Annotated in this window: 17 protein-coding genes and 1 pseudogene; 15 read left to right on the top strand and 3 right to left on the bottom strand. The window is 61.3% G+C overall.

The window, feature by feature from the left end:
* Positions 1-5: 5 nt before the first annotated feature.
* The 8 genes and pseudogenes from rpsC (at position 6) to I2D41_RS09595 (ending at position 4818) form a co-directional block, all read left to right on the top strand.
* On the top strand, positions 6-716 hold the full coding sequence (gene rpsC, locus I2D41_RS09630) for a 30S ribosomal protein S3 (protein WP_006235037.1): 711 nt from the start codon (positions 6-8) through the stop codon (positions 714-716).
* Positions 716-1132: pseudogene (rplP, locus tag I2D41_RS09625) on the top strand (50S ribosomal protein L16); the annotation flags it as partial. The gene rpsC and the pseudogene rplP, both read left to right, overlap by 1 nt.
* Before the next feature lie 86 nt (positions 1133-1218).
* A complete protein-coding gene (gene rpmC / locus I2D41_RS09620) occupies positions 1219-1434 on the top strand; it encodes a 50S ribosomal protein L29 (protein WP_006235039.1) in 216 nt (71 codons plus the stop codon).
* 16 nt (positions 1435-1450) lie between these two features.
* Complete coding sequence (gene rpsQ / locus I2D41_RS09615) at positions 1451-1711, top strand: 30S ribosomal protein S17 (protein ID WP_006235040.1); 261 nt, start codon at positions 1451-1453, stop codon at positions 1709-1711.
* A gap of 118 nt (positions 1712-1829) precedes the next feature.
* A complete protein-coding gene (gene rplN, locus I2D41_RS09610; RefSeq protein ID WP_006235041.1) occupies positions 1830-2198 on the top strand; it encodes a 50S ribosomal protein L14 in 369 nt (122 codons plus the stop codon).
* 13 nt (positions 2199-2211) lie between these two features.
* Positions 2212-2517: a 50S ribosomal protein L24 gene (rplX, locus tag I2D41_RS09605; protein ID WP_006235043.1), complete on the top strand. Its 306-nt coding sequence runs from the start codon at positions 2212-2214 to the stop codon at positions 2515-2517.
* A 471-nt stretch (positions 2518-2988) separates the two neighbouring features.
* A complete protein-coding gene (locus I2D41_RS09600) occupies positions 2989-4068 on the top strand; it encodes a Gfo/Idh/MocA family protein (protein ID WP_195364347.1) in 1080 nt (359 codons plus the stop codon).
* A gap of 3 nt (positions 4069-4071) precedes the next feature.
* The gene (locus I2D41_RS09595; RefSeq protein WP_195364346.1) at positions 4072-4818 is read left to right on the top strand and encodes a DeoR/GlpR family DNA-binding transcription regulator; all 747 of its coding nucleotides are present in this window, start codon (positions 4072-4074) and stop codon (positions 4816-4818) included.
* A gap of 116 nt (positions 4819-4934) precedes the next feature.
* Here the strand turns inward: I2D41_RS09595 and I2D41_RS09590 are convergent, their stop codons facing one another.
* Together I2D41_RS09590 and I2D41_RS09585 are read right to left on the bottom strand one after the other, a co-directional pair.
* The gene (locus I2D41_RS09590) at positions 4935-5594 is read right to left on the bottom strand and encodes an RluA family pseudouridine synthase (RefSeq protein WP_271741696.1); all 660 of its coding nucleotides are present in this window, start codon (positions 5592-5594) and stop codon (positions 4935-4937) included.
* Between the two features lie 15 nt (positions 5595-5609).
* Positions 5610-8105 (bottom strand): U32 family peptidase, encoded by a 2496-nt coding sequence (locus I2D41_RS09585; RefSeq protein ID WP_195364345.1) that lies wholly within the window; start codon positions 8103-8105, stop codon positions 5610-5612.
* A 300-nt stretch (positions 8106-8405) separates the two neighbouring features.
* Here I2D41_RS09585 and I2D41_RS09580 point away from each other — a divergent pair, with 300 nt between their 5' ends.
* Complete coding sequence (locus I2D41_RS09580; protein ID WP_035137477.1) at positions 8406-8783, top strand: RidA family protein; 378 nt, start codon at positions 8406-8408, stop codon at positions 8781-8783.
* A gap of 112 nt (positions 8784-8895) precedes the next feature.
* Here I2D41_RS09580 and I2D41_RS09575 read toward each other — a convergent pair whose 3' ends face one another.
* Complete coding sequence (locus tag I2D41_RS09575) at positions 8896-9552, bottom strand: helix-turn-helix transcriptional regulator (RefSeq protein ID WP_271741695.1); 657 nt, start codon at positions 9550-9552, stop codon at positions 8896-8898.
* Positions 9553-9904: 352 nt separating this feature from the next.
* Here I2D41_RS09575 and I2D41_RS09570 point away from each other — a divergent pair, with 352 nt between their 5' ends.
* From I2D41_RS09570 to I2D41_RS09545, 6 genes are all read left to right on the top strand, one after another.
* Positions 9905-11299, top strand: a complete 1395-nt coding sequence (locus tag I2D41_RS09570; protein WP_006235052.1) for a uracil-xanthine permease family protein — start codon at positions 9905-9907, stop codon at positions 11297-11299.
* Between the two features lie 195 nt (positions 11300-11494).
* The gene (ssnA, locus tag I2D41_RS09565; RefSeq protein ID WP_195364344.1) at positions 11495-12850 is read left to right on the top strand and encodes a putative aminohydrolase SsnA; all 1356 of its coding nucleotides are present in this window, start codon (positions 11495-11497) and stop codon (positions 12848-12850) included.
* A gap of 149 nt (positions 12851-12999) precedes the next feature.
* Positions 13000-15999, top strand: a complete 3000-nt coding sequence (gene ygfK, locus I2D41_RS09560; protein ID WP_195364343.1) for a putative selenate reductase subunit YgfK — start codon at positions 13000-13002, stop codon at positions 15997-15999.
* Positions 16000-16010: 11 nt separating this feature from the next.
* Positions 16011-16490, top strand: a complete 480-nt coding sequence (locus I2D41_RS09555) for a 4Fe-4S binding protein (RefSeq protein ID WP_195364342.1) — start codon at positions 16011-16013, stop codon at positions 16488-16490.
* 12 nt (positions 16491-16502) lie between these two features.
* Positions 16503-19280: a selenium-dependent xanthine dehydrogenase gene (gene xdh, locus I2D41_RS09550; protein WP_195364341.1), complete on the top strand. Its 2778-nt coding sequence runs from the start codon at positions 16503-16505 to the stop codon at positions 19278-19280.
* Positions 19281-19613: 333 nt separating this feature from the next.
* Entirely contained in the window at positions 19614-21005 is a 1392-nt protein-coding gene (locus I2D41_RS09545; RefSeq protein WP_195364340.1) for an ATP-binding protein, read from the top strand.
* Positions 21006-21047 lie beyond the last annotated feature (42 nt).

Genomic DNA, 21047 nt, shown 5'->3' with positions numbered 1-21047 from the left:
GCTGTATGGGTCAGAAAGTCTACCCCACCGGCTTCCGTCTTGGCATCACCGAGAACTGGCGCTCCCGCTGGTTCGCAGAGAAGGATTACGCTAAGACCCTCGGTAACGATCTCGAGATCCGCAAGTACCTCGAGAAGCGTCTTTCCCGCGCAGCTGTCTCCCGCGTCGAGATCGAGCGCGCTGGCGACAAGGTGAAGGTCATCATCCTCACCGCTCGCCCCGGCGTTGTCATCGGTAAGAAGGGTGCCGAGATCGATACCCTCCGCACCGAGCTCGAGAAGGTCGCTGGCGTCTCCAAGGGCCAGCTCTCCGTCGACGTTGTCGAGATCAAGCGCCCCGAGCTCGACGCCAACCTCGTTGCTCAGTCTATCGCCGAGCAGCTCGAGGGCCGCGTTGCCTTCCGTCGCGCTATGCGCAAGGCTGTCCAGTCCGCCCGCAAGGCCGGCGCTAAGGGCATCCGTATCCAGTGCTCCGGTCGTCTCGGCGGCGCCGAGATGGGCCGTCGTGAGTGGTACCGCGAGGGTCGCGTGCCTCTGCACACCCTCCGTGCCAAGATCGACTACGGCACGGCTGTCGCCAGCACCACCATGGGCGCTTGCGGCGTGAAGGTCTGGATCTACCTGGGCGAGAAGCTCCCGGGCCAGCCTGTTCCCAACCCTGCACTCGAGGGCTCTTCCCGTCCTCGTCGTCGTAACTCCGAGAGGAGGGGTCAGTAGTGCTTGCCCCTAAGCGTATTCTTCACCGCAAGGTGCAGCGTGGCTCCATGAAGGGCCAGGCCAAGGGTAATACCGAGCTGCATTTCGGCGAGTTTGGTATCCAGGCTCTCGAGGCCCATTGGATTACCAACCGTCAGATCGAGGCCGCTCGTATTGCCATGACCCGCTACATGAAGCGTGGAGGTCGTGTCTACATCACGATCTTCCCCGATAAGCCCATCACCAAGAAGCCTGCCGAGACTCGCATGGGTTCTGGTAAGGGTAACCCCGAGGAGTGGGTGGCCGTCGTCAAGCCCGGCCGCATCATGTTCGAGGTCAAGGGCGTGCCCGAGGAGGTCGCTCGCGAGGCTCTGCGTCTTGCACAGCACAAGCTTCCCATCAAGACCAAGATTGTTGCTGCCAAGAACGCTGAGCAGCGCATCGAGAAGGAGATGGCTGAGGAGGCCGCTCTCGAGGCCAAGTGGGCTGCTGAGGACGCCGCCGCCGCCAAGGAGGAGAACTAATGAAGCCCGCAGAGATTCGTGAGCTCTCGGACGCTCAGCTCGTTGAGAAGCTGAAGGAAATGCGCGCCGAGCTCTTTAACCTTCGTTTCCAGATGGCCACCAGCCAGCTGGACAACACCGCTCGCGTCAACACCGTGAAGAAGGACATCGCTCGCGTCCTCACGGAGCAGCGCGCCCGCGAGATCGCAGCGGAGAAGTCCGCTGTCGCCGAGTAGGACCTAAGGAGAGAACATGACTGATTCGCGTAACTCGCGTAAGGTCCGTACGGGTGTCGTTACCTCCGTCTCCGGTGCCAAGACCATTGTTGTCACCATCACCGAGCGCAAGCGTCACCCCAAGTACGGCAAGATGATGACTAGCTCCAAGAAGCTGCACGCTCACGACGAGGAGTGCACGGCTGGCGTGGGCGATACCGTCCGCGTTATGGAGACCCGTCCTATGTCCAAGATGAAGCGTTGGCGCCTCATCGAGGTCGTCGAGCGCGCTAAATAAGCAGTCGCTCTTACGACTTGTACGTTTCCGAAGATGTGCGTATGCCTGGCTTGCATACCACGGGCCGTATAAAGGCTGCGCACCTCTCTTCGGTTCTTAGTTCGGAGGAACATCTACCATGATTCAGATGCAAACCATGCTGAACGTCGCCGACAACTCCGGCGCTCGCAAGATTCGCTGCATCAAGGTGCTTGGCGGTTCCAAGCGTCGTTATGCAGGCATCGGCGATGTGTTCATCGGTGCTGTCCAGGAGGCTACCCCTGGCGCCAACGTCAAGAAGAAGGACGTTGTCCGTTGCGTCGTCGTTCGCACCGTTAAGGAGATCCGCCGCAAGGATGGCTCCTACATTCGCTTTGATGAGAACGCCTGCGTTGTCATCAACAACGATGGTTCGCCCGTCGGCACCCGTATCTTCGGGCCCGTCGCTCGCGAGCTTCGTGACAAGAAGTACATGAAGATCGTCTCGCTCGCTCCCGAGACCCTGTAGTTAGGGGAGATATATGTATATCAAGAAGGGCGATAAGGTCCAGGTTCTCTCTGGTAAGGATCGCGGCAAGCAGGGCGTTGTCCTGCGTGCTCTCCCCGCCGAGAACAAGGTCGTTGTCGAGGGCGTTTCGGTCGTCAAGAAGGCCGTCAAGCCCAACGCTGCCAACCAGCAGGGCGGCATCGTTTCGCAGGAGGCTCCCATCGACGCCTCCAACGTCAATCTCGTTTGCCCCGAGTGCGGTAAGGTTACCCGCGTTGGTCACGAGAAGGACGGCAAGAACAAGCTGCGCGTCTGCAAGAAGTGCGGCCACAAGTTCTAAGCTGCCCGCAACATCAAGTTGCTAGCAAAGGCCCGGATGCCATGGCACCCGGGCCTTTTTCTATCCCTACTCATTGGGGACAGACTTAAATGAGGGGACATACTCATTGGGGATAGACTTAAATGAGTGCCGTTGAAACGCTGGTAGCTGAGGACGTTCCCTTTGTGCCGGCAGTTAGGGAAGTCCCTATATGCCGGCAGTTTGGGACAGTCCTTTGATGGCTGCGCCCCCCAGAGGGGTGGAGTAATACAGCCTACTCTGTCTTTTATGGCTATGGTGTTCCGTTCCTTTATGTTTCACAAGGATTGTCGCATGCGCATTATCGCGCATAGCCGCGCAAATATCTGCCAACTATGGCTAAATAATGACCGATAAGCAAATAGACACGCAAACACGAGCAAATACGCGCGCGATTGTGCGAATATAGGGTTGTTTGAAATGAAGGACTTCCGATGACTTAGGAGGCACATCATGGCAGATTCCAAACAGGCTCCACTCGACGCCGAAGCAGCCGCTAAGGTGGCATTTGCCTCGGTCCAGGACAAGCCATTCCCCAACGATATTTTTACTGCCCCCGAGCTCCGCTGGGCAGTGATCGGTTGCGGTGTTATCGCCAACCAGATGGCCCAGTCTCTCGCTCTTGCCGGCCGCAAGCTTGCGGGCGTTGCCAACCGCACACTGTCCAAGGCTCAGGCTTTTGCAGAGCAGTATGGCATTGAGAAGGTCTATGAAACGGTCGAGGACCTCTACACCGATCAGAACATCGACGCCGTCTACATCACCACCCCGCACAACACTCATATCACCTATCTGCGCGCTGCGCTGGCAGCTGGTAAGCACGTGCTCTGCGAGAAGGCCATTACCCTCAATTCCGCTGAACTCGATGAGGCCCGTGCCATTGCCGCCGAGCACAACGTGGTCCTTATGGACGCCACCACGGTGCTCCACATGCCTTTGTATCAGGAGCTGCGTCGTCGCATGGATGCCGGTGAGTTCGGCCGCATGAATCTCGCTCAGCTCAACTTTGGCAGCTACAAGGAGTACGGCGATCTGACCAATCGCTTCTACAACCGCAACCTTGCTGGCGGTGCCATGCTCGATATTGGCGTGTATGCCCTGTCCGTCATGCGTCTCTTTATGGCCAGCCAGCCCGCCGAGGTCGTGTCTCTAGGCAACACCTGTGAGACCGGTGTTGACGTTGCGGGCGGCATCGTCTGCCGTAATGCCGAACAGCAGCTGGGCGTGGTGAGCCTCACGCTCCACTCCAAGCAGCCCAAGCGCTCGGTCATTAGCTTCGACAAGTGTTATATCGAGGTCAACGAATATCCGCGTGCCGATCACGCGACCATCGTGTGGACTGCGGACGGCCACCGCGAGGAGGTCTACGCAGGCACCGAGGCTTACGCCCTGTGTTATGAGATGGCCGATCTTGAGAAGGCCGTTGCCGGCGACGACTCCAAGCGCGAGCTGCTGGATTATGCTTCTGATGTTATGGAGCTTATGACCAAGCTTCGCGCCGACTGGGGAGTCGTGTACCCCGAGGAGGAGTAAGCGATGCTTGCGGAAGATAGGCTCAACGCAATCGTGTCGATGGTGCAGCAGACGGGCTCGGTTACCGTACCGGAGCTTGCTGAGGCCCTGGGCGTGACGGCGTCTACCATTCGGCGCGACCTGCAGACGCTCGACCGAGTGCATCGCATCGCCAAGGTCCACGGTGGGGCGACGAGTCTTGAGCGCGCGCACGTGACGCGCGACCTAACGCTTAATGAGCGCAGCGACCTCCATAACGATGACAAGGAGCGTATCTGCGCCCGTGCGGCGGCGCTTGTGGAGCCTGAGAGCTTTGTATACATCGACTCGGGCTCGACGACGCTCAGGCTCATCGAGCATCTTCCCCACCTTGAAGATGTCACCTACGTGACCGATTCCGTGCCCCATGCTCAGCGCCTTGCTTTGCGGGGTATGCGTACCGTGGTGCTGGGCGGCGAGCTCAAACTCGAGACCGAGGCGCTCGTTGGCCCCGATGCCTTGGCAATCTTAGATCGCTACAACTTCAACTGTGGCTTTTGGGGCTCTAATGGCATCGCCGCCGAGCAGGGCTTCACGGCGCCCGATATCGAGGAGGCCCAAGTAAAGCGCATCTCGATGCGTCATACGGCCAAACGCTTCGTAATCTCGGACGCCAGCAAATTTGGCATGGTGGCGCCCGTCAAGTTCGCGGACTTCCGCGACGCAACGATTATTACCGCAGGCGAGGTCCCAGCCAAGTACCGGTCAATGGACAACGTCATCACGGTCTAACAGCAAGGGACGGGCTAAGGCCAAAACCACCGCGAAGGGGCAGGAACCTTTGTGGTGGTTTTGACGTTTGTCCAGATAAAACCTGCCAAAATAAATCTGTCCCTTTTTGGCAGGTTTTAGGGCTCCCAGGGGCAGGGAGCTTCGATGTGGATGTGCTCGCCGGTTACGGGATGCGTAAAGGACACGCTGTGGGCATGGAGCATGAGGCCGCAGGGGCGCGGCGTTCCGTACAGGTCGTCGCCAACCAGGGGATGATGCTCGCTCGCCAGATGTACACGGATTTGGTGCTTGCGGCCGGTGAGCAACTCGACATCGATATACGAACGCGCGGGAAGGCCTCGGCGGCTCTTAAGGCGCTTGAGCACCTTCACGCGCGTCTGAGACGGCTTGCCGCTGGCGCCAACGCGCATCTTGCGGCTATCGTGGCGGTCGCGGGCGATGGGCTTGTCGATGAGCTTTTCGTTCCAGTCGATCTTGCCCTCGGCGAGCGCCAGGTAGTGCTTTTCGAACGCGTGGTCGATGATCATCTGGTCAAAGGCGGGCTGCGTCTGCTTGTCGAGCGAGAACAGCACCACGCCGGTGGTGTTGCGGTCCAGGCGATTGAGCGGCTGCATGTCGGTCGCGGCAAAGCCGTCGCCCATCGCCAGCAGCAGGTCGCTGGCGTAGTCGGTGAGCGTGCGCTCGCCGGTGCCGTCGCCGTGGACGATCATGCCGGCGGGCTTGTCGATGGCCATGAGCCAGGCGTCGCAATAGAGGACTTGAGGTTCTTCGTTCACGTGTAAGCCTTTCGGTTAGCTAATTCCCACAAACATGCAGCCCGAGGTGGCGCCGCGCAGGCGGGCGGCCGGCTTGCGGCCGGCTTGAGCCGCCTCGACAGCGCGACGGACGCGAGCGACGGCACGGCCAATCTCATCGGCCTCGAGCAAGGTTCCGTCGACCATAAGACGGCGCACGCCGGCATCGAGCAGCTGCGGAACTTGCGGCGTGAGATCGATGGGGTAGGCGTCGTACAAGCGTGAGCGGCCGTGGATGTCGGTACGCACCGGCATGACCTTTCCGTCGATATTCTTGAGCGAGAGCTTGCGGGCACGCAGGCGGCAGTTGGCGCAATCGTGGATGCAGCCGTTGGCAACCTGCAGAATGCAATGCTCGCTTGTCATGACGCGCGGGCGGCCAAAGACGGTGATGCCCAGAGCCGCGGGCGCGGCGGCGCCGAGCGAGACAATCTCGTCGAGCGTGATCTCGGGCGAGAGCCAAAACGCGCCGGCTCCGCGTTCGGCGAGTGCCTCCATGCAGGGCGCATTGTGCACGGGCAGGCAGGATCGAATCTCGGCCGTGGCGCCAACCTGGGCGGCCAGGGCAAGCTCAGAGATGTTGCCAATAGCGACCGTGGCGCCGGCAACAACCCATGGGTCAACGCGGACGTGGTCAACGGCGCGGCAGACCTCATCGAGCACGGGTACGATGCCCTGCTCAAACGTATCGGCGGGGGAGAGCTTGGCCGCATCGAGCGCGTCGGTGGTCATGTAGATGCGCGTTGCGCCCTCCGCCCGCGCTGCCTCGGCGGCCTCGAGCGAGGTGACGGTGGCGCAGATCTGCGGCTCGTCGCGGTAGTGCTCGGGCGCGGGGCGGGAATCACTGGTGACAATCGCCGGCAGCTCGAGCGTTTTCGCGCGCTCCGCGTACGGCGCCAGAATGGCCTCTTCCAGCGCCTTGCAAGCGGCGGCGCGCACCTTATGTACGGCGGAGAAACCCATGCCACAGCCCTCGTCGAGCGCCACCTCAAAGCTCGCAGCCTCAAAAGGAGAGGAACCCATGCGGCCGACGTGCTCAACCAGATCGGACGCCTCGACCGCACGGGTCTTGGCGGCTTCGACGGTAAAGGCCGTGGCCGTGGCCGTAAGCGAAGGGTCGTCGCAGCAGGCGAGCGTAACGGTAAACGGCTCGCCTAGACGCGCCACGACGGACACATCAACAGCTCGGCGGCGCAGCACATCGCGCTTGAGCGCGGAGCCGGCGGCGTCGATGGCACGCTGGCTGCGAATCACGCGGACGCGGCAGCCCTCGGGCATGCTGCGGGGTACGCGACATTCGATGATATTGCCCGCGGCGGCATCATCGGTAGCGATAGTGGTTAGGAACTGGTCAAACTCGTTATCGTGGCGAAGCTCCAGCAGGTCGCCCTTGCCCACGGGCTCAAACAACTCAATGCGGGCGATGGCGGCGCGGCGACGGCGGTCGTCGGGCTTGAGCCCGCGCACATCGCGGTTGGTCAGGCGGCTGCCGAGCACCGTGCCCACGATCTGGCCGCGGTTGTTGGAGCGCTCGTAACTCATCATCTCGTCACCCGAGGTGCCGTCTTGGTAGGCGTGCGTAAAGTCACGGTTAAAGCAGCGCTTGAGCTGGCGCTGACGGGCGGCTACCTCGTCCTTATCTACGGCGACCCCGGCCAGCATGTCATCAATCTGGTGACGATACACATCGACGATGGAATACACGTAATCGGGGGCCTTCATGCGGCCCTCGAGCTTGAGCGACGCGGCGCCGGCGTCATACAGACGGCGAACAAGCTGCGACGTGTTGGTGTCGCGCGGGCACAGCGCGCGCTCGCGACCGGCAGGGGAGAGCGAGCGGCCGTTCTCGTCGATCAGCTCGTAGGGCAGGCGGCAGGGCTGGGCGCACATGCCGCGGTTGGCCGAGCGGCCCGCCATGGCAAAGCTCGAAAGCAGGCACAGGCCCGAGTAGCAAAAGCAGATGGCACCGTGGCTAAAGACCTCGAGGTCCACATCGGGCGCGGCGTTGTGAATGGCGGCGATCTCGTCGATGGAGAGCTCGCGCGAGAGAGTCACGCGGTCGGCGCCCTGCTCACGGCACCAAAGGGTTCCGCGGTCGTCGTGGATGTTCGCCTGGGTCGAGATATGTGTCTCGATGCCGGGCATGGTGCGCTTGACCTCAAAGAACAGGCCCCAGTCCTGGATAATGAAGGCGTCGGCGCCCAGCGTGGAGCAGCGATGGATGAGTTGCAGCGCATCGCCCATCTCGGACTGTTTGATGACGATGTTTACCGTGACGTAGACGCGCGACCCGGCTAGATGCGCGGCGCGGCAGGCTTGCTCAAAGGCCTCGTCGGTAAAGTTGGTGGCCTTGCGGCGGGCGTTGAAGCTGCCCATGCCGCAGTAGATGGCGTCTGCCCCGGCGGCGAGTGCGGCGGCAAAGGGCTCGGGCCCTCCGGCGGGCGCCAAAAGCTCGGGTCTGCGGTTGGTGGTTCGACTGGCGGTTGCGGTCATATCCTGCCTTTCAAAATGCTCAGATAATCAAAAGTATAGTGGCGCCGTTGCGGCAGGCGATGCCCGTGCTCCAAGCGGGATAAAGTCTTCAGCAGCTTGGACTGGCTGCTCCACATGAGAACCGTTCAGCGGTTCGGGGAGACCGTTGGGCGATAAAATATTCTCGCAAGCTGATAATATTCTTGCATCAAACAGAAACCTTGAGTACCATCCCAATCAAGCGCGGTGTTCAGACCGAACTGTGCCTCCCGGTGTGAACGCCGCGCTCACGCTTTCTCAACTGATCGTAAGGAGATAAACATGAGCAAGACCGTCGTGTCTTCCGATAACGCACCCGCAGCCATCGGCCCGTATTCCCCTGGTATCCAGACCGGCAACATGGTGTTCCTGTCCGGCCAGCTGGGCATCGACCCCGCAACCGGCAAGATGCCCGAGGGCGTCGAGGCCCAGGCTAAGCAGTCCCTCGCCAACGTCGAGGCCCTGCTGACCGCTGCCGGCGCTACCTTTGCCGATGTCGTCAAGACCACGGTCTACCTGGCCGACATCGCCGACTTCGCCGCCGTGAACGAGATCTACGCCTCCAAGTTCGAGGCCCCGTTCCCCGCGCGCAGCGCCTTCCAGGTTGCCGCCCTTCCGGCTGGCGGTCTGGTCGAGATCGAGGTCGTTGCCGCTCTCTAAGGCGTTGGCCACAACTAAACATGACATGCAAAAAGACCCTGCAGCGCGTGCGAGCTGCAGGGTCTTTTGCCAAGTGACGGATCGCTTGTGGAGCCGCGCTTCATGTTGCCCGTTAGCCCTCCTTGCGAACTTTTTGCAGGTAGCGGTAGACGCTGGGCTCCGAGATGCCCAGCGCGGTGGCGGCGCAGGCCACGGCGCCCTTGAGCATGAACACCCCGTTGCCGTTGAGGTGGCGAATGACGTCCACGCGGTCGCTCTGACCAAGCGACGCTACATCCAGCCCGCGCGCGCTCAGCAGCTCGGCAATGCTGCGGTCGATAAGCTCCTGTGTGGACTCCGAAAGGCTTTCGACCTCGATAGGGGCGGGCTCCGTGCGCGTCGGCGCCGCGTCGAAGCACGCCATGAGCTGCTGCGCCATGGCGTTGATGGAGCGCACGGTCGAGAGGTCGGTGTTGACGCAGAGCATACCGACGATCTCGTCATTCTTGCGGATAAAGTACGTCGCTGACTCCAACGTCTTGCCGCCGGCACCGCGCCCCTCGTAGCCCGTAATAAACGGCAGGTCGCGATACTTGGCGTCGTGCATGATCTTGAGTGCCAGATCGGTGGCGGGACCGCCGACCTTGCGGCCGCTCACGATGCCGTTGCGAATATCAACGATGGCGTGGTCGGGATCCGAGAAATCGTGCAGCACGATTTCGCTGTTCTTGCCGAGTATCTGCTCCAGAAAATCGACCATCGGCAAAAAGCGACGTACGGTCTCGTTCACGGGCAACTCCTTTGGGTGAAATCGGAAATGTTCATAACAATTTTTTCTCATGGTAACACGCTGCCCATCATCTCGTATATCCGCAGGTACATTGCGTAATGCAGACGAACGGTAGGAATTTAGCGGTAAACGGTTGACCAAAAGAAAAGTTAGATGGTATTTTGACCAGACACTTTCCTGACCTGCGGAAATGCGTTATTTCAGCTGAAGAATAGTCTGATAACAAAAAATTATTATTGAGAATGAGAATCATCTTTAATACGATATGCAATGAAGGCACAACCTCAACCCCGCACTGCGTCACAATAGAGCGTTAGATGCGAAAACAACTACTTCGAGGATTGGTGGTCAAATGACCCAGGAGACGGTTACGAACGGCACTGAAGCCCTGTTCACTCGCGAAGGCATGCCTCCCGTTAAGGAAATGATCCCGTGTGCCCTTCAGCACGTACTGGCATCGTTTGCCGGCATCATTACCCCGGCGGTCATCATGGCCGGCGTCTACGGCTTTAATAGCCAGCAGAGCACCGACATCATCCAGGTCGCGCTCATTCTTTCGGCGATCGATACGGCCCTTCAGGCCTTCGCTCCCTTCCGTCGTATCGGCGGCGGCCTGCCCATCGTCATGGGTGTTTCGTTCGCGTTCCTGCCGGCCCTGCAGGCCATGGGTGCCTCGGGTTTTAGCTTTGGCGCGCTGCTGGGCGGCGAGATTGTCGGCGGTGCCGTCGCGGTCCTCTTTGGTCTGGCCTACAGCAAGATCAAGTGGCTGTTCCCGCCCGTCGTGACCGGTACGGTCATCTTCTCCATTGGCGTCTCTCTCTATCCCACGGCCGTCAAGTACATGGCCGGCGGCATGGGCACGCCGCTGTGGGGCACCCCGCAGGCGTGGTGCGTCGCTCTTATCACCTTCGCCGTGGTCTTTGCGCTCGCCAACTTTGGCAAGGGCACGCTCAAGCTGGGATCCGTGTTCTTTGGCATGATCGTTGGTATGATCGTCTCCATTCCCTTTGGCATGATCGACTTCTCCAGCGTCGCCACCGCCCAGGTCTTCGCCCTTCCCAAGCTCATGCCCTATGCGCTCGAGTTTGATCCCGAGGTCTGCATTACCCTCGCCGTCGTGTTCCCCATGGTTGCCATCCAGGTTATCGGCGACGTCTCTGCCGCCTGCCTGGGCTCCATCGACCGTATGCCCACCGAGCGCGAGCTCTCCGGCGCTATCGTGTCCCAGGGCCTCACCTCTATGGTCGGCGGCCTGCTGGGCGGTCTTCCCACCAGCGCCCTTGGCCAGAACGTGGGCATCATCTGCTCCAACAAGGTCGTCAACAAGTGGGTCTTTGTGATCATCGCGGCCGTCTTTGCCATCGCCGGCCTGTTCCCGCAGCTCTCTGCCGTCCTTTCCGCTATCCCGCAGCCCGTCATCGGCGGCGCGACCGTCGGCGTCTTTGGCACCATCACCATGAACGGCGTGCGCATGTTCACCCGCGAGGGCCTCACGCAGCGCACTACCACCATCGTCGGTACCTCCGTCGTCTTTGGCCTGGGTATCTGGATGGCCAGCGGTTGCCTTGCCGGCGAGGGTATGCCCACCTGGGTGCCCACCGTCATCGGCTCCAATGCCGTAACCCCCACCGCCATCATGGCCATTGTCCTTAACCTGATTCTTCCGCAGACGCCGGTCGTGGCTCAGCACATCGATGCTGCCAAGGACGCTGCCGTGGATCTGGTCTTGCCCGAGAGCAAGAAGTAACCAATTCGGTGCTATTCGTCGGCGGGCGCATCGCCTCGTCCGCCGACGTCATGCGGCGCCAAGCCGCACTTCAAAGGGTTTGTCCCTTTGGTGAAGCGTTGACGGGAGAGGGCCCGTTTCCGGTGTAGGCCGGCGCTTCGCACTCCGCCATGTCAGAGGTGTCAAACCCCGCCCCTGATGTTGAAGGGAGCATTTATGCTTCTGGTCGCTAACGGTTCCGTCTTTACCCGCAATGCTCAGGCCCCGTTCATTCCAAACGGTGCGGTCGCCATTGACGGAGATACGATCGTCGAAGTAGGTCCCGAGTGCGAGCTCAAGGCCAAGTACCCGGATGCCGAGTACGTCGATGCCCAGGGCAACCTCATCATGCCCGGACTCATCAACTGCCACACCCACATCTACTCGGGTCTGGCCCGCGGCCTTGCCATTAAGGGCTGCAACCCCACCAACTTCCTGGAGAATCTTGAGCAGCAGTGGTGGAAGATCGACGACAATCTGACGCTCGACGGCACCAAGGCAAGCGCCTATGCCACGATTCTGGACTCTATTCGCGATGGTGTCACCACGATCTTCGACCACCACGCGAGCTTCTGCGAGATCCCGGGAAGCCTCTTTACCATTAAGGATGCAGCTCAGGAGCTGGGCATGCGTTCGTGCCTGTGCTACGAGGTTTCCGATCGCCGTGGCCAGGAAAAATGCGACCAGGCCATTGCCGAGAACGCCGAATTTGCCCAGTGGGCCGCCAAGGAGCGTCGCGATAACGACAACCACATGATCGCCGCCATGTTTGGCGGGCATGCCACCTTTACGCTGTCGGACGAGACCATGGACAAGATGGCCGAGGCCAACAACGGCCTGACCGGCTTCCACATCCATGTGTGCGAGGGCATGAATGACGTGTGGGACTCCCGCCTCAACCGCGGTGGCATCAGCCCCGTCGAGCGCGTGCTGCAGCACAACCTGCTTGGTCCCGACACCATGCTGGGCCACTGCATCCACGTGACGCCTGCCGAGATGGATATCGTCAAGGAGTCCGGCACCTGGCTGGTCAACAACCCCGAATCCAATATGGGCAACGCCGTGGGCTGCGCCCCCGTGCTCGAGTTCTTCCGCCGCGGCATCCCCGTGTGCATGGGTACCGACGCCTACACCCACGATATGCTCGAGAGCCTTAAGGTCTTCCTGATCATTCAGCGCCACAACGCTGCCATGCCCAACGTGGGCTGGTGCGAGGCCATGACGATGCTGTTCGAGAACAACGCCAAGATGGCGAGCAAGTACTTCGATCGCAAGCTTGGTGTGCTCGAGGCCGGCGCTGCCGCCGACGTTATCGTTATGGACTACAAGCCCTTTACGCCGCTGAGCGAGGAGAACATCGACGGCCACATGCTCTTTGGCATGATGGGCAAAAACTGCCGCACCACCATCATCAACGGCCGCGTCCTGTACAAGGATCGCGAGTTCGTTGGGATTGATGAGGACAAGATCAACGCGTGGACCATGGCTGAGTCCAAGAAGCTCTGGAGCACGCTCAACGATTGCACCTACTAATTCACAAGTAGATTCACGCGCGTCGGGTGTTTCGCCGCATTCGACGCGCGTATAGGCGACCTCCGCGGGGTCGCCGGCGCTGTGCTAGCGCTACACCGTATTTGCGCCCGCCGCGCGGTCTCGCCGGGCGTTACAGAGAGGAGCTCACTATGAGCGACATCATGAGGCCGATCCCGTTTTCGCAGCTGATGAACTGGATCATCGAGGAGCACAAGACTCAGGGCGCCGTCTTTGGCGTGCGCAAGATGGTCACGACCAACCAGGAGGGCGCGCTTCCCATTTTTGACGAGCGCATCGAGACTCCGTTTGGCCCGGCCGCCGGTCCCAACACGCAGCTTGCCCAGAACATCGTGGCCTCTTATGTGGCCGGTTCCCGCTTCTTTGAGCTTAAGACCGTTCAGGTTATGGACGGCGAGGAGCTCTCCAAGTGTGTGAACAAGCCCTGCATCGTGGCGCAGGACGAGTGCTACAACTGCGAGTGGTCGACCGAGCTCGAGGTTCCGCAGGCCTTTGCCGAGTACGTGAAGGCATGGTTTGCCTGCCACCTGATCGCTCGCGAGTACGGCCTGGGCAGCCCGGACGGCTTTGTCTTCAACATGTCCGTGGGTTATGACCTGGAGGGCATCAAGAGCCCCAAGGTCGACGCCTACATCGAGGGCATGAAGGACGCCAGCGGCTCCGACGTCTGGAACGAGTGCCGCGCATGGGCGCTCGCCAACCTGGGCAAGTTTGAGCATGTCGACGCCGCGTTCGTCGAGTCCATCCCGGCACGCGTCTCCAACTCCATCACCGAGTCTACCCTGCACGGCTGCCCGCCGGCCGAGATCGAGCGCATCGCGACCTATCTGATCACCGAGAAGGGCCTCAACACCTACATCAAGTGCAACCCCACACTGCTGGGCTATGAGTTTGCCCGTCAGCGTCTGAACGAGCTGGGCTTTGACTACATCGTCTTCGATGACACGCACTTCCGCGAGGACCTGCAGTGGGCCGATGCCGTGCCTATGTTCGAGCGCCTGATCGCCCTGTGCGCCGAGCGCGGCCTGGAGTTTGGCGTCAAGCTGACCAACACGTTCCCCGTCGACGTGACGAGGAACGAGCTGCCCTCTACCGAGATGTACATGTCCGGCCGTTCGCTGTTCTCGCTGACCATCGAGGCTGCCCGCCGCATTACCGAGCAGTTTGACGGCAAGCTGCGCATCAGCTACTCCGGCGGTGCCACGGTCTACAACATCCGCGCCCTGTACGATGCCGGCATTTGGCCCGTCACCCTGGCGACCGACGTGCTCAAGCCCGGTGGCTACGAGCGCTTTAGTCAGATGGCCGGCGAATTTGGCGATCTGGACGGCAAGCCGTTCGCGGGCGTCTCTCTCGAGGCTGTGACTGCGATCCAGGCTGACTCGCTCACCAACCCGCTCTACAAGAAGCCGCTGCGTCCGCTGCCCGACCGCAAGGTCGCCGGCAAGAGCCCGCTTTCCGACTGCTTTACCACGCCGTGCCGCACGAGCTGCCCCATCCAGCAGGATATTCCCGCCTACCTGGCGGCTGTTGACGAGGGCCGCTACGAGGACGCACTCAACATCATCATCGAGCGCAACGCCCTGCCGTTCATTACCGGCACCATCTGCCCGCATCCCTGCGGCCGTGCCTGCGAGCGTGCATTTTACGAGCCCGAGGGCGCCCAGATTCGCGCCAGCAAGCTCAAGGCCGCCCGCGAGGCCATGACCGCCGTGCTGCCCAAGCTGCGCGCCCAGGCCATCGCCAACGACGGCGAGCGCAACGTCGCCGTTATCGGCGGCGGCCCGGCCGGCCTGGCGACGGCATTCTTCCTGACGCGCGCCGGCGTGCCCGTCACCATCTTCGAGGCCCGCGACTCGCTCGGCGGCGTGGTCCGTCACGTGATCCCCGAGTTCCGTATCGCCAGCGACGATATCTCCCACGATGCCGAGCTCTGCCTGGCCTTTGGCGCCAAGGTGCAGCTCAACGCCCGCGTGGAGTCCATCGACGAGCTCAAGGCCCAGGGCTTTACTGACGTGGTCGTGGCTACCGGTGCCTGGATGCCCGGCTCTGCAGGTTTGCGCGAGGGCGCCGAGCTCGACGTGCTTGAGTTCCTCGAGGCCGCCAAGAAGGGCGAGAAGCTCGAGCTGGGCGAGGACGTCGTGGTCATTGGCGCCGGCAACACCGCCATGGACGCGGCTCGCGTGGCCAAGCGCCTGGCTGGCGTGAAGAACGTGCGCCTGGTGTATCGTCGCACCAAGAAGCAGATGCCCGCCGACGAGGAAGAGCTCGATCTTGCTCTTGCCGACGGCGTTGAGTTCTGCGAGCTGCTGGCGCCCAAGGCACTCAACGGCTCCGTGCTGACCTGCGACGTCATGGAGCTCGGCGAGCCGGATACAAGCGGCCGTCGCAGCCCCGTCGCCACGGGCGAGACCGTCGAGCTTTCCGCCACCACGGTGATCTGCGCCGTGGGCGAGGGCATCGATGCCAGCCTGTACGATGCCACGGGCGTCGAGCACGACCGTCGCGGCCGTCTTGCCGCCACCTCCACCGGCGTCGAGGGCGTTTGGGCTGCCGGCGACTGCCGTCGCGGTCCTGCCACCGTGGTCGAGGCTATCGCCGATGCCGCCGAGGTCGCCCGTGCCATCGCCGGTGTGGACTTTAACAAGTACGCCGACCAGAATGCTCAGGCCGATCGCGAGGACGCCTGCTACGAGCGCAAGGGGTCGCTGTGCCGCGACAAGCGCAACTGCACCAAGACCCGCTGCCTGGGCTGCGGCTCGGTGTGCGAGGTCTGCTGCGACGTGTGCCCCAACCGCGCCAACGTTGCCATTAAGGTGCCGGGCCTGGCCAAGCATCAGGTGGTACATGTCGACGGCATGTGCAACGAGTGCGGCAACTGCGCCGTGTTCTGCCCCTACCAGGAGGGTCGTCCCTACAAGGACAAGCTCACCCTGTTCTGGAGCGAGGAGGACATGGAGAACTCCGAGAACGAGGGCTTCCTGGCCGTGGACGAGGATCACTTTATGGTCCGCGTCGCCGGCACGGTCCGCACCGTCTCGGTCGATGCCGTCAACACCGGTCTTCCCGAGGCCGTCCGCCTGACCATCAGGGCTGTGCGCGACAACTATTCGTACCTTCTTAAGAAATAGGCGAGTCTCTTATGGCCAAATCCATTCAACATAACGTGGCCTACGTTGCCTGCGGAAGCGGCTGTGCTTCCGCAGGCGGCGACGCCCGCTGCAGCGAAGGCTGCATTGGCTGTGGTGCCTGTGTCGCGGCCTGCCCCCACGGTGCCATTGCGCTGGTCGATGGCATCGCCCGCGTGGATCGCTCCAAGTGCACGGGCTGTGGCCTGTGCGGCATGGCGTGCCCGCAGCGCGTGATTGCCTTCGTTCCCGGCTACCAGAACATTCTGGTGCGCTGCAACAACACCGATAAGGGCGCCATCGCTCGCAAGATCTGCGACACGAGCTGCATCGGTTGCGGCATGTGCGCTAAAAAGTGCCCTGCCGGCGCTATCCGCATCGAGGACAACTGCGCCCATATCGACGGCGTGGACTGCCTGTCGTGCGGCATGTGCGCCGTCGTCTGCCCGCATGGCGCCATCCACGACCGCACCGGCATCGCCGCCGGCGTGTAGAAGGGAATCACCATGGCACAGGAATTCACTTTTACCGTTAACGGCGTCGAGCGCACGACGACGGAGAATAAACCGCTGCTGCGCTACCTGCGCGACGACCTGCATATCCATTCCGCCAAGGATGGCTGCTCCGAAGGCGCTTGCGGCACCTGCACCATCCATGTGGACGGTGCGGCCGTCAAGGCGTGCGTACTGACCACCGCTCTTGCCGCCGGTCGCAACATCGTGACCGTCGAGGGCCTGCCCGAGGACGTGCGCGAGGCCTTTGTGTACGCCTTTGGTGCCGTGGGCGCCGTGCAGTGCGGTTTTTGCATCCCCGGCATGGTCATGGCGGGCGCGGCGCTCATCGCCGAGGACCCCGAGCCCACCGAGGAGCAGATCAAGTACGCCATTCGCGGTAACGTCTGCCGCTGCACCGGCTACAAGAAGATCATCGAGGGCATTTCGCTGGCAGCTGCGGTGCTCCGCGGCGAAAAGCAGATCGACGAGGACCTGGAGCGCGGCGACGACTACGGTGTGGGCAAGCGCGCCTTCCGCATCGACGTGCGCAAGAAGGTGCTCGGCGAGGGCAAGTATCCCGACGACATCGACGAGCTCGATCAGCCGGGCCTGACCTATGCTAGCGCCGTGCGCTCCAAGTATCCGCGCGCCCGCGTGCTCTCCATTGATACCTCCAAGGCCGAGGCCCTGCCCGGTGTGGTGGGCATCCTGCGCGCCGAGGACGTGCCGGTCAACCAGGTCGGCCACCTTATCCAGGACTGGGATGTCATGATCGCCCAGGGCGATATCACCCGCTGCGTGGGTGACGCCATCGTGCTGGTGGTTGCCGAGGACGAGGCGACGCTCGAGAAGGCTAAGAAGCTCGTAAAGATTGATTACGAGCCGCTGGAGCCCGTGCGCAACATTGTCGAGGCTAGGGCTGCCGACGCCCCGCGCCTGCATGACAGTTTCTTTGCCTTTGGCAACACGGTGGAACTCAAGGACAACGTGTGCCAGAGCCGTCACGTGACGCGCGGCGACGCCGCCAAGGCGCTAGCGGAGAGCGCGTTCACCGTGACGCAGCGCTTTACCACGCCCTTTACCGAGCATGCCTTCTTGGAGCCCGAGTGCGCCGTCGCCTTCCCGTACAAGAACGGCGTCAAGGTGCAGTCGACCGACCAGGGTGCCTACGATACGCGCAAAGAGTGCGCCCACATGTTTGGCTGGGACAACGAGCCCGAGCGTGTGGTTGTCGAGACCATGCTTGTGGGCGGCGGTTTTGGCGGCAAGGAGGACGTTTCGATCCAGCACCTGGCCGCGCTTGCTGCCTATAAGCTCCAGCGTCCTGTGAAGTGCAAGCTCACACGTGCCGAGTCGCTCGCGTTCCATCCCAAGCGCCACGCCATGGACGGCACCTTTACGCTGGGCTGCGACGCCGAGGGCAACTTTACCGGTCTGGACTGCGAGATCAACTTTGACACCGGCGCCTACGCGTCGCTGTGCGGCCCGGTGCTCGAGCGCGCCTGCACGCATGCCGTCGGCCCCTACAAGTACCAGAACACCGACATTCGCGGTTTTGGCTACTACACCAACAACCCGCCCGCCGGCGCGTACCGCGGCTTTGGCGTTTGCCAGTCCGAGTTTGCGCTCGAGAGCCTGATCGACCTGCTGGCAGAGAAGGTCGGCCTGGATCCGTGGGAGATTCGTTACCGTAATGCCATCGAGCCGGGTGAGGTTTTGCCCAACGGCCAGATCGCCGATTGCTCCACGGCGCTGAAGGAGACGCTGCTCGAGGTCAAGGATGCCTACTATGCGCATCCCGGACACGCCGGTATCGCCTGCGCCATGAAGAACGCCGGCGTGGGCGTGGGCCTGCCCGATGCCGGCCGCTGCAAGATCCGCATCGAGAACGGCGTGGCCGTGGTCTATGCCGCCACGTCCGACATCGGCCAGGGCTGCAACACCGTCTTTTTGCAGGACGTTGCCGAGGCATGCGGCCTGCCGCTGAGCTGCATCGCCAACGGCGAGTGCTCCACCGAGAACGCTCCCGACTCCGGCACCACGTCTGGTTCGCGTCAGACGGTCGTGACCGGCGAGGCCGTGCGCGGCGCCGCCTTCCTGCTGCGCGATGCCATGCTTGACATCGAGGCCGGCAAGCCCGCGCCCGATGCTCCCGTGAGTGCGCATGGCGACGGCGTCAAGATCGAGTACGACGACGGTCACGCCTATCAGCTGCGTACACAGGAACTCGTCGCCGGCCAGGGTATGCATCCTCAGGATCCCGCGGCCGCCATCAAGGCACTCGAGGGATGCGAGTTTGGCTACGTGTACCTGGAGCCGACCGACAAGCTGGGTGCGGATGTTCCCAACCCCAAGAGCCACATCTGCTACGGCTTTGCCACGCATGTGGTCATTTTGGATGATGACGGCCGCGTGAGCGAGGTCTATGCCGCGCACGATTCCGGCAAGGTGGTCAACCCCATCTCCATCCAGGGTCAGATCGAAGGCGGCGTGCTCATGGGTATGGGCTATGCGCTTACTGAGGACTGGCCGCTCAAGGACTGCGTGCCCCAGGCAAGGTACGGTACGCTCGGGCTGTTCCGTGCGCCCGAGATTCCGGATATCCACGCCATCTACGTGGAGAAGGACGAGCTGCTGCCCGTGGCATATGGCGGCAAGGGCATTGGCGAGATCGCAACGATCCCCACGGCGCCCGCCGTGCAGAACGCCTATCGCGCATTCGACGGCAAGCTGCGTCCGGATCTGCCCATGGTGGATACGCCGTACAGCCGCGCCCGTCACCGTGGGTAGGGCGCAGACGGCATTGCTGATGGGCTGTTCGCGCACAACACCAACTGTATATGCTGCACCTTTGGCCCCGGCTCCATCGCGAGCCGGGGCCTTTTGTTTGGAGCGGAAACTGTGTTCCGGATTCAAGCCTCAGAATGGGATGAACGGATGGCATGTTTGGCGGAAACTACGGCCCAGTTTTTGGCTCCAGAACGGGATGCATTTTCCGGAACGGTCCACGTGCGGTGGTGTACCGCCCCTTTCGTGTGCGCCGCTTGTCGAATTACGTTATAGCTAGCTATATTATAGGAAGGTATAATATAGCTAGCTATAACGCAAAGGAAGGATGGCCCTATGTTTATCGGAAGAACAGTGGAAATGTCCGAGCTCAATCGACTGTATGGCACGGGCTCCTTTGAGATGCCTGTGATTTACGGCCGCCGTCGCGTGGGCAAAACGCGTCTTATCACAGAGTTTATCCAAGGCAAGAAGGCTATTTACTTTCAAGCTCGTCGTACCAATGCAGAGGCAAACCTGCATGGCTTTAGCCAGGCGATACTTGCGGGCTCCGTTGGTGTTGCTGGCGTGTCGTTTCGTAGTTTTGACGAGGCGTTCGATGCGTTGGCTACCATGGCTCGCACGGAACGTTTGATTGTCGTGATCGACGAGTATCCTTATCTCGCCCAATCGAATCCCGAGATCAGCTCGTTGCTGCAAGACAAGATCGATCACTTGTACAAAGAGACCAAGCTTATGCTTATCCTGTGCGGGTCGTCGCTTTCGTTTATGGAAGAGCAGGTGTTGGGCTACGAGAGTCCGCTATACGGTAGGCGTACGGCCCAGTTTAAGATCATGCCGCTCGATTTTATGACGACCCTCGGCCTGTGGCAGAGCATGGGTCGCGAAGACGCTGCAGTTTGCTATGGCATGACGGGTGGCATTCCTGCATATATCGAGAAAGTCGATCCTGCCGCACCGCTCAAGGACAACATCAAACGTCTTTTTCTTACTCCTACGGGCTATCTCTTTGAGGAGCCGAGTAACCTGCTATTGCAGGAGTGCCGCAATCCCGAGCAATATGATGCGATCGTGCAAGCAATTGCTCAGGGGCGCTCGAAGATCTCGGAGATTGCGAGCTCTACGGGAATCCCTGCGAGCAACGTAAAGAGCTATGTGGATAAGCTGGCGTCGCTTGGGATTGTCGAGCGCGAGCTGCCCCTAAACGAGACGAGTAATAAGCGAGCCGTGTATCTGCTGAGCGATCAGATGTTTAGGTTCTGGTACAAGTTTGTTCCGCAGAACATCGGGCTGATTCAAAACGATATGGCCGAGATGGCGTATAAGCGCATTGAGCCACACGTATCGGATTACATGGGTACGGTCTTTGAGCTTATATGCAGACAATACGTGTACGAACTCGCGCGCGCGGGCCAGCTCGATGTGGTTCCGGCGAGCGTCGGGCGCTGGTGGGGGACGGATAATCGCACGCATACGCAGGAAGAAATCGACTTGATTGTTGACGATGGCGAGAGCACTGCTCTGTTTGCGGAGTGCAAATGGCGCAATGAACCGGTGGGCGAAGACGTGCTGCAAAAGCTCGTGCATCGAAGCGAGCTCTTTAGGCGGCAGCACAAAAGCTATGCGATTTTCTCGAAGCGAGGCTTTACGCAAGGATGTCAGGAAGCTGCGGCGAGCAGGGGAGATGCCAAGCTGATTTCGTTTGCCGAGATGTGCGAGCGGAGATAACCAAGCACGCTCTGATGTGATGCTCGGAATGGGTCGCGCTAA

Source organism: Collinsella aerofaciens (genome assembly GCF_015552075.1).
Classification (GTDB): Bacteria; Actinomycetota; Coriobacteriia; order Coriobacteriales; family Coriobacteriaceae; genus Collinsella; species Collinsella aerofaciens_Y.
Note: the sequence above shows the minus strand (reverse complement) of the source record. Positions and strands in the feature narration are given on the sequence as shown.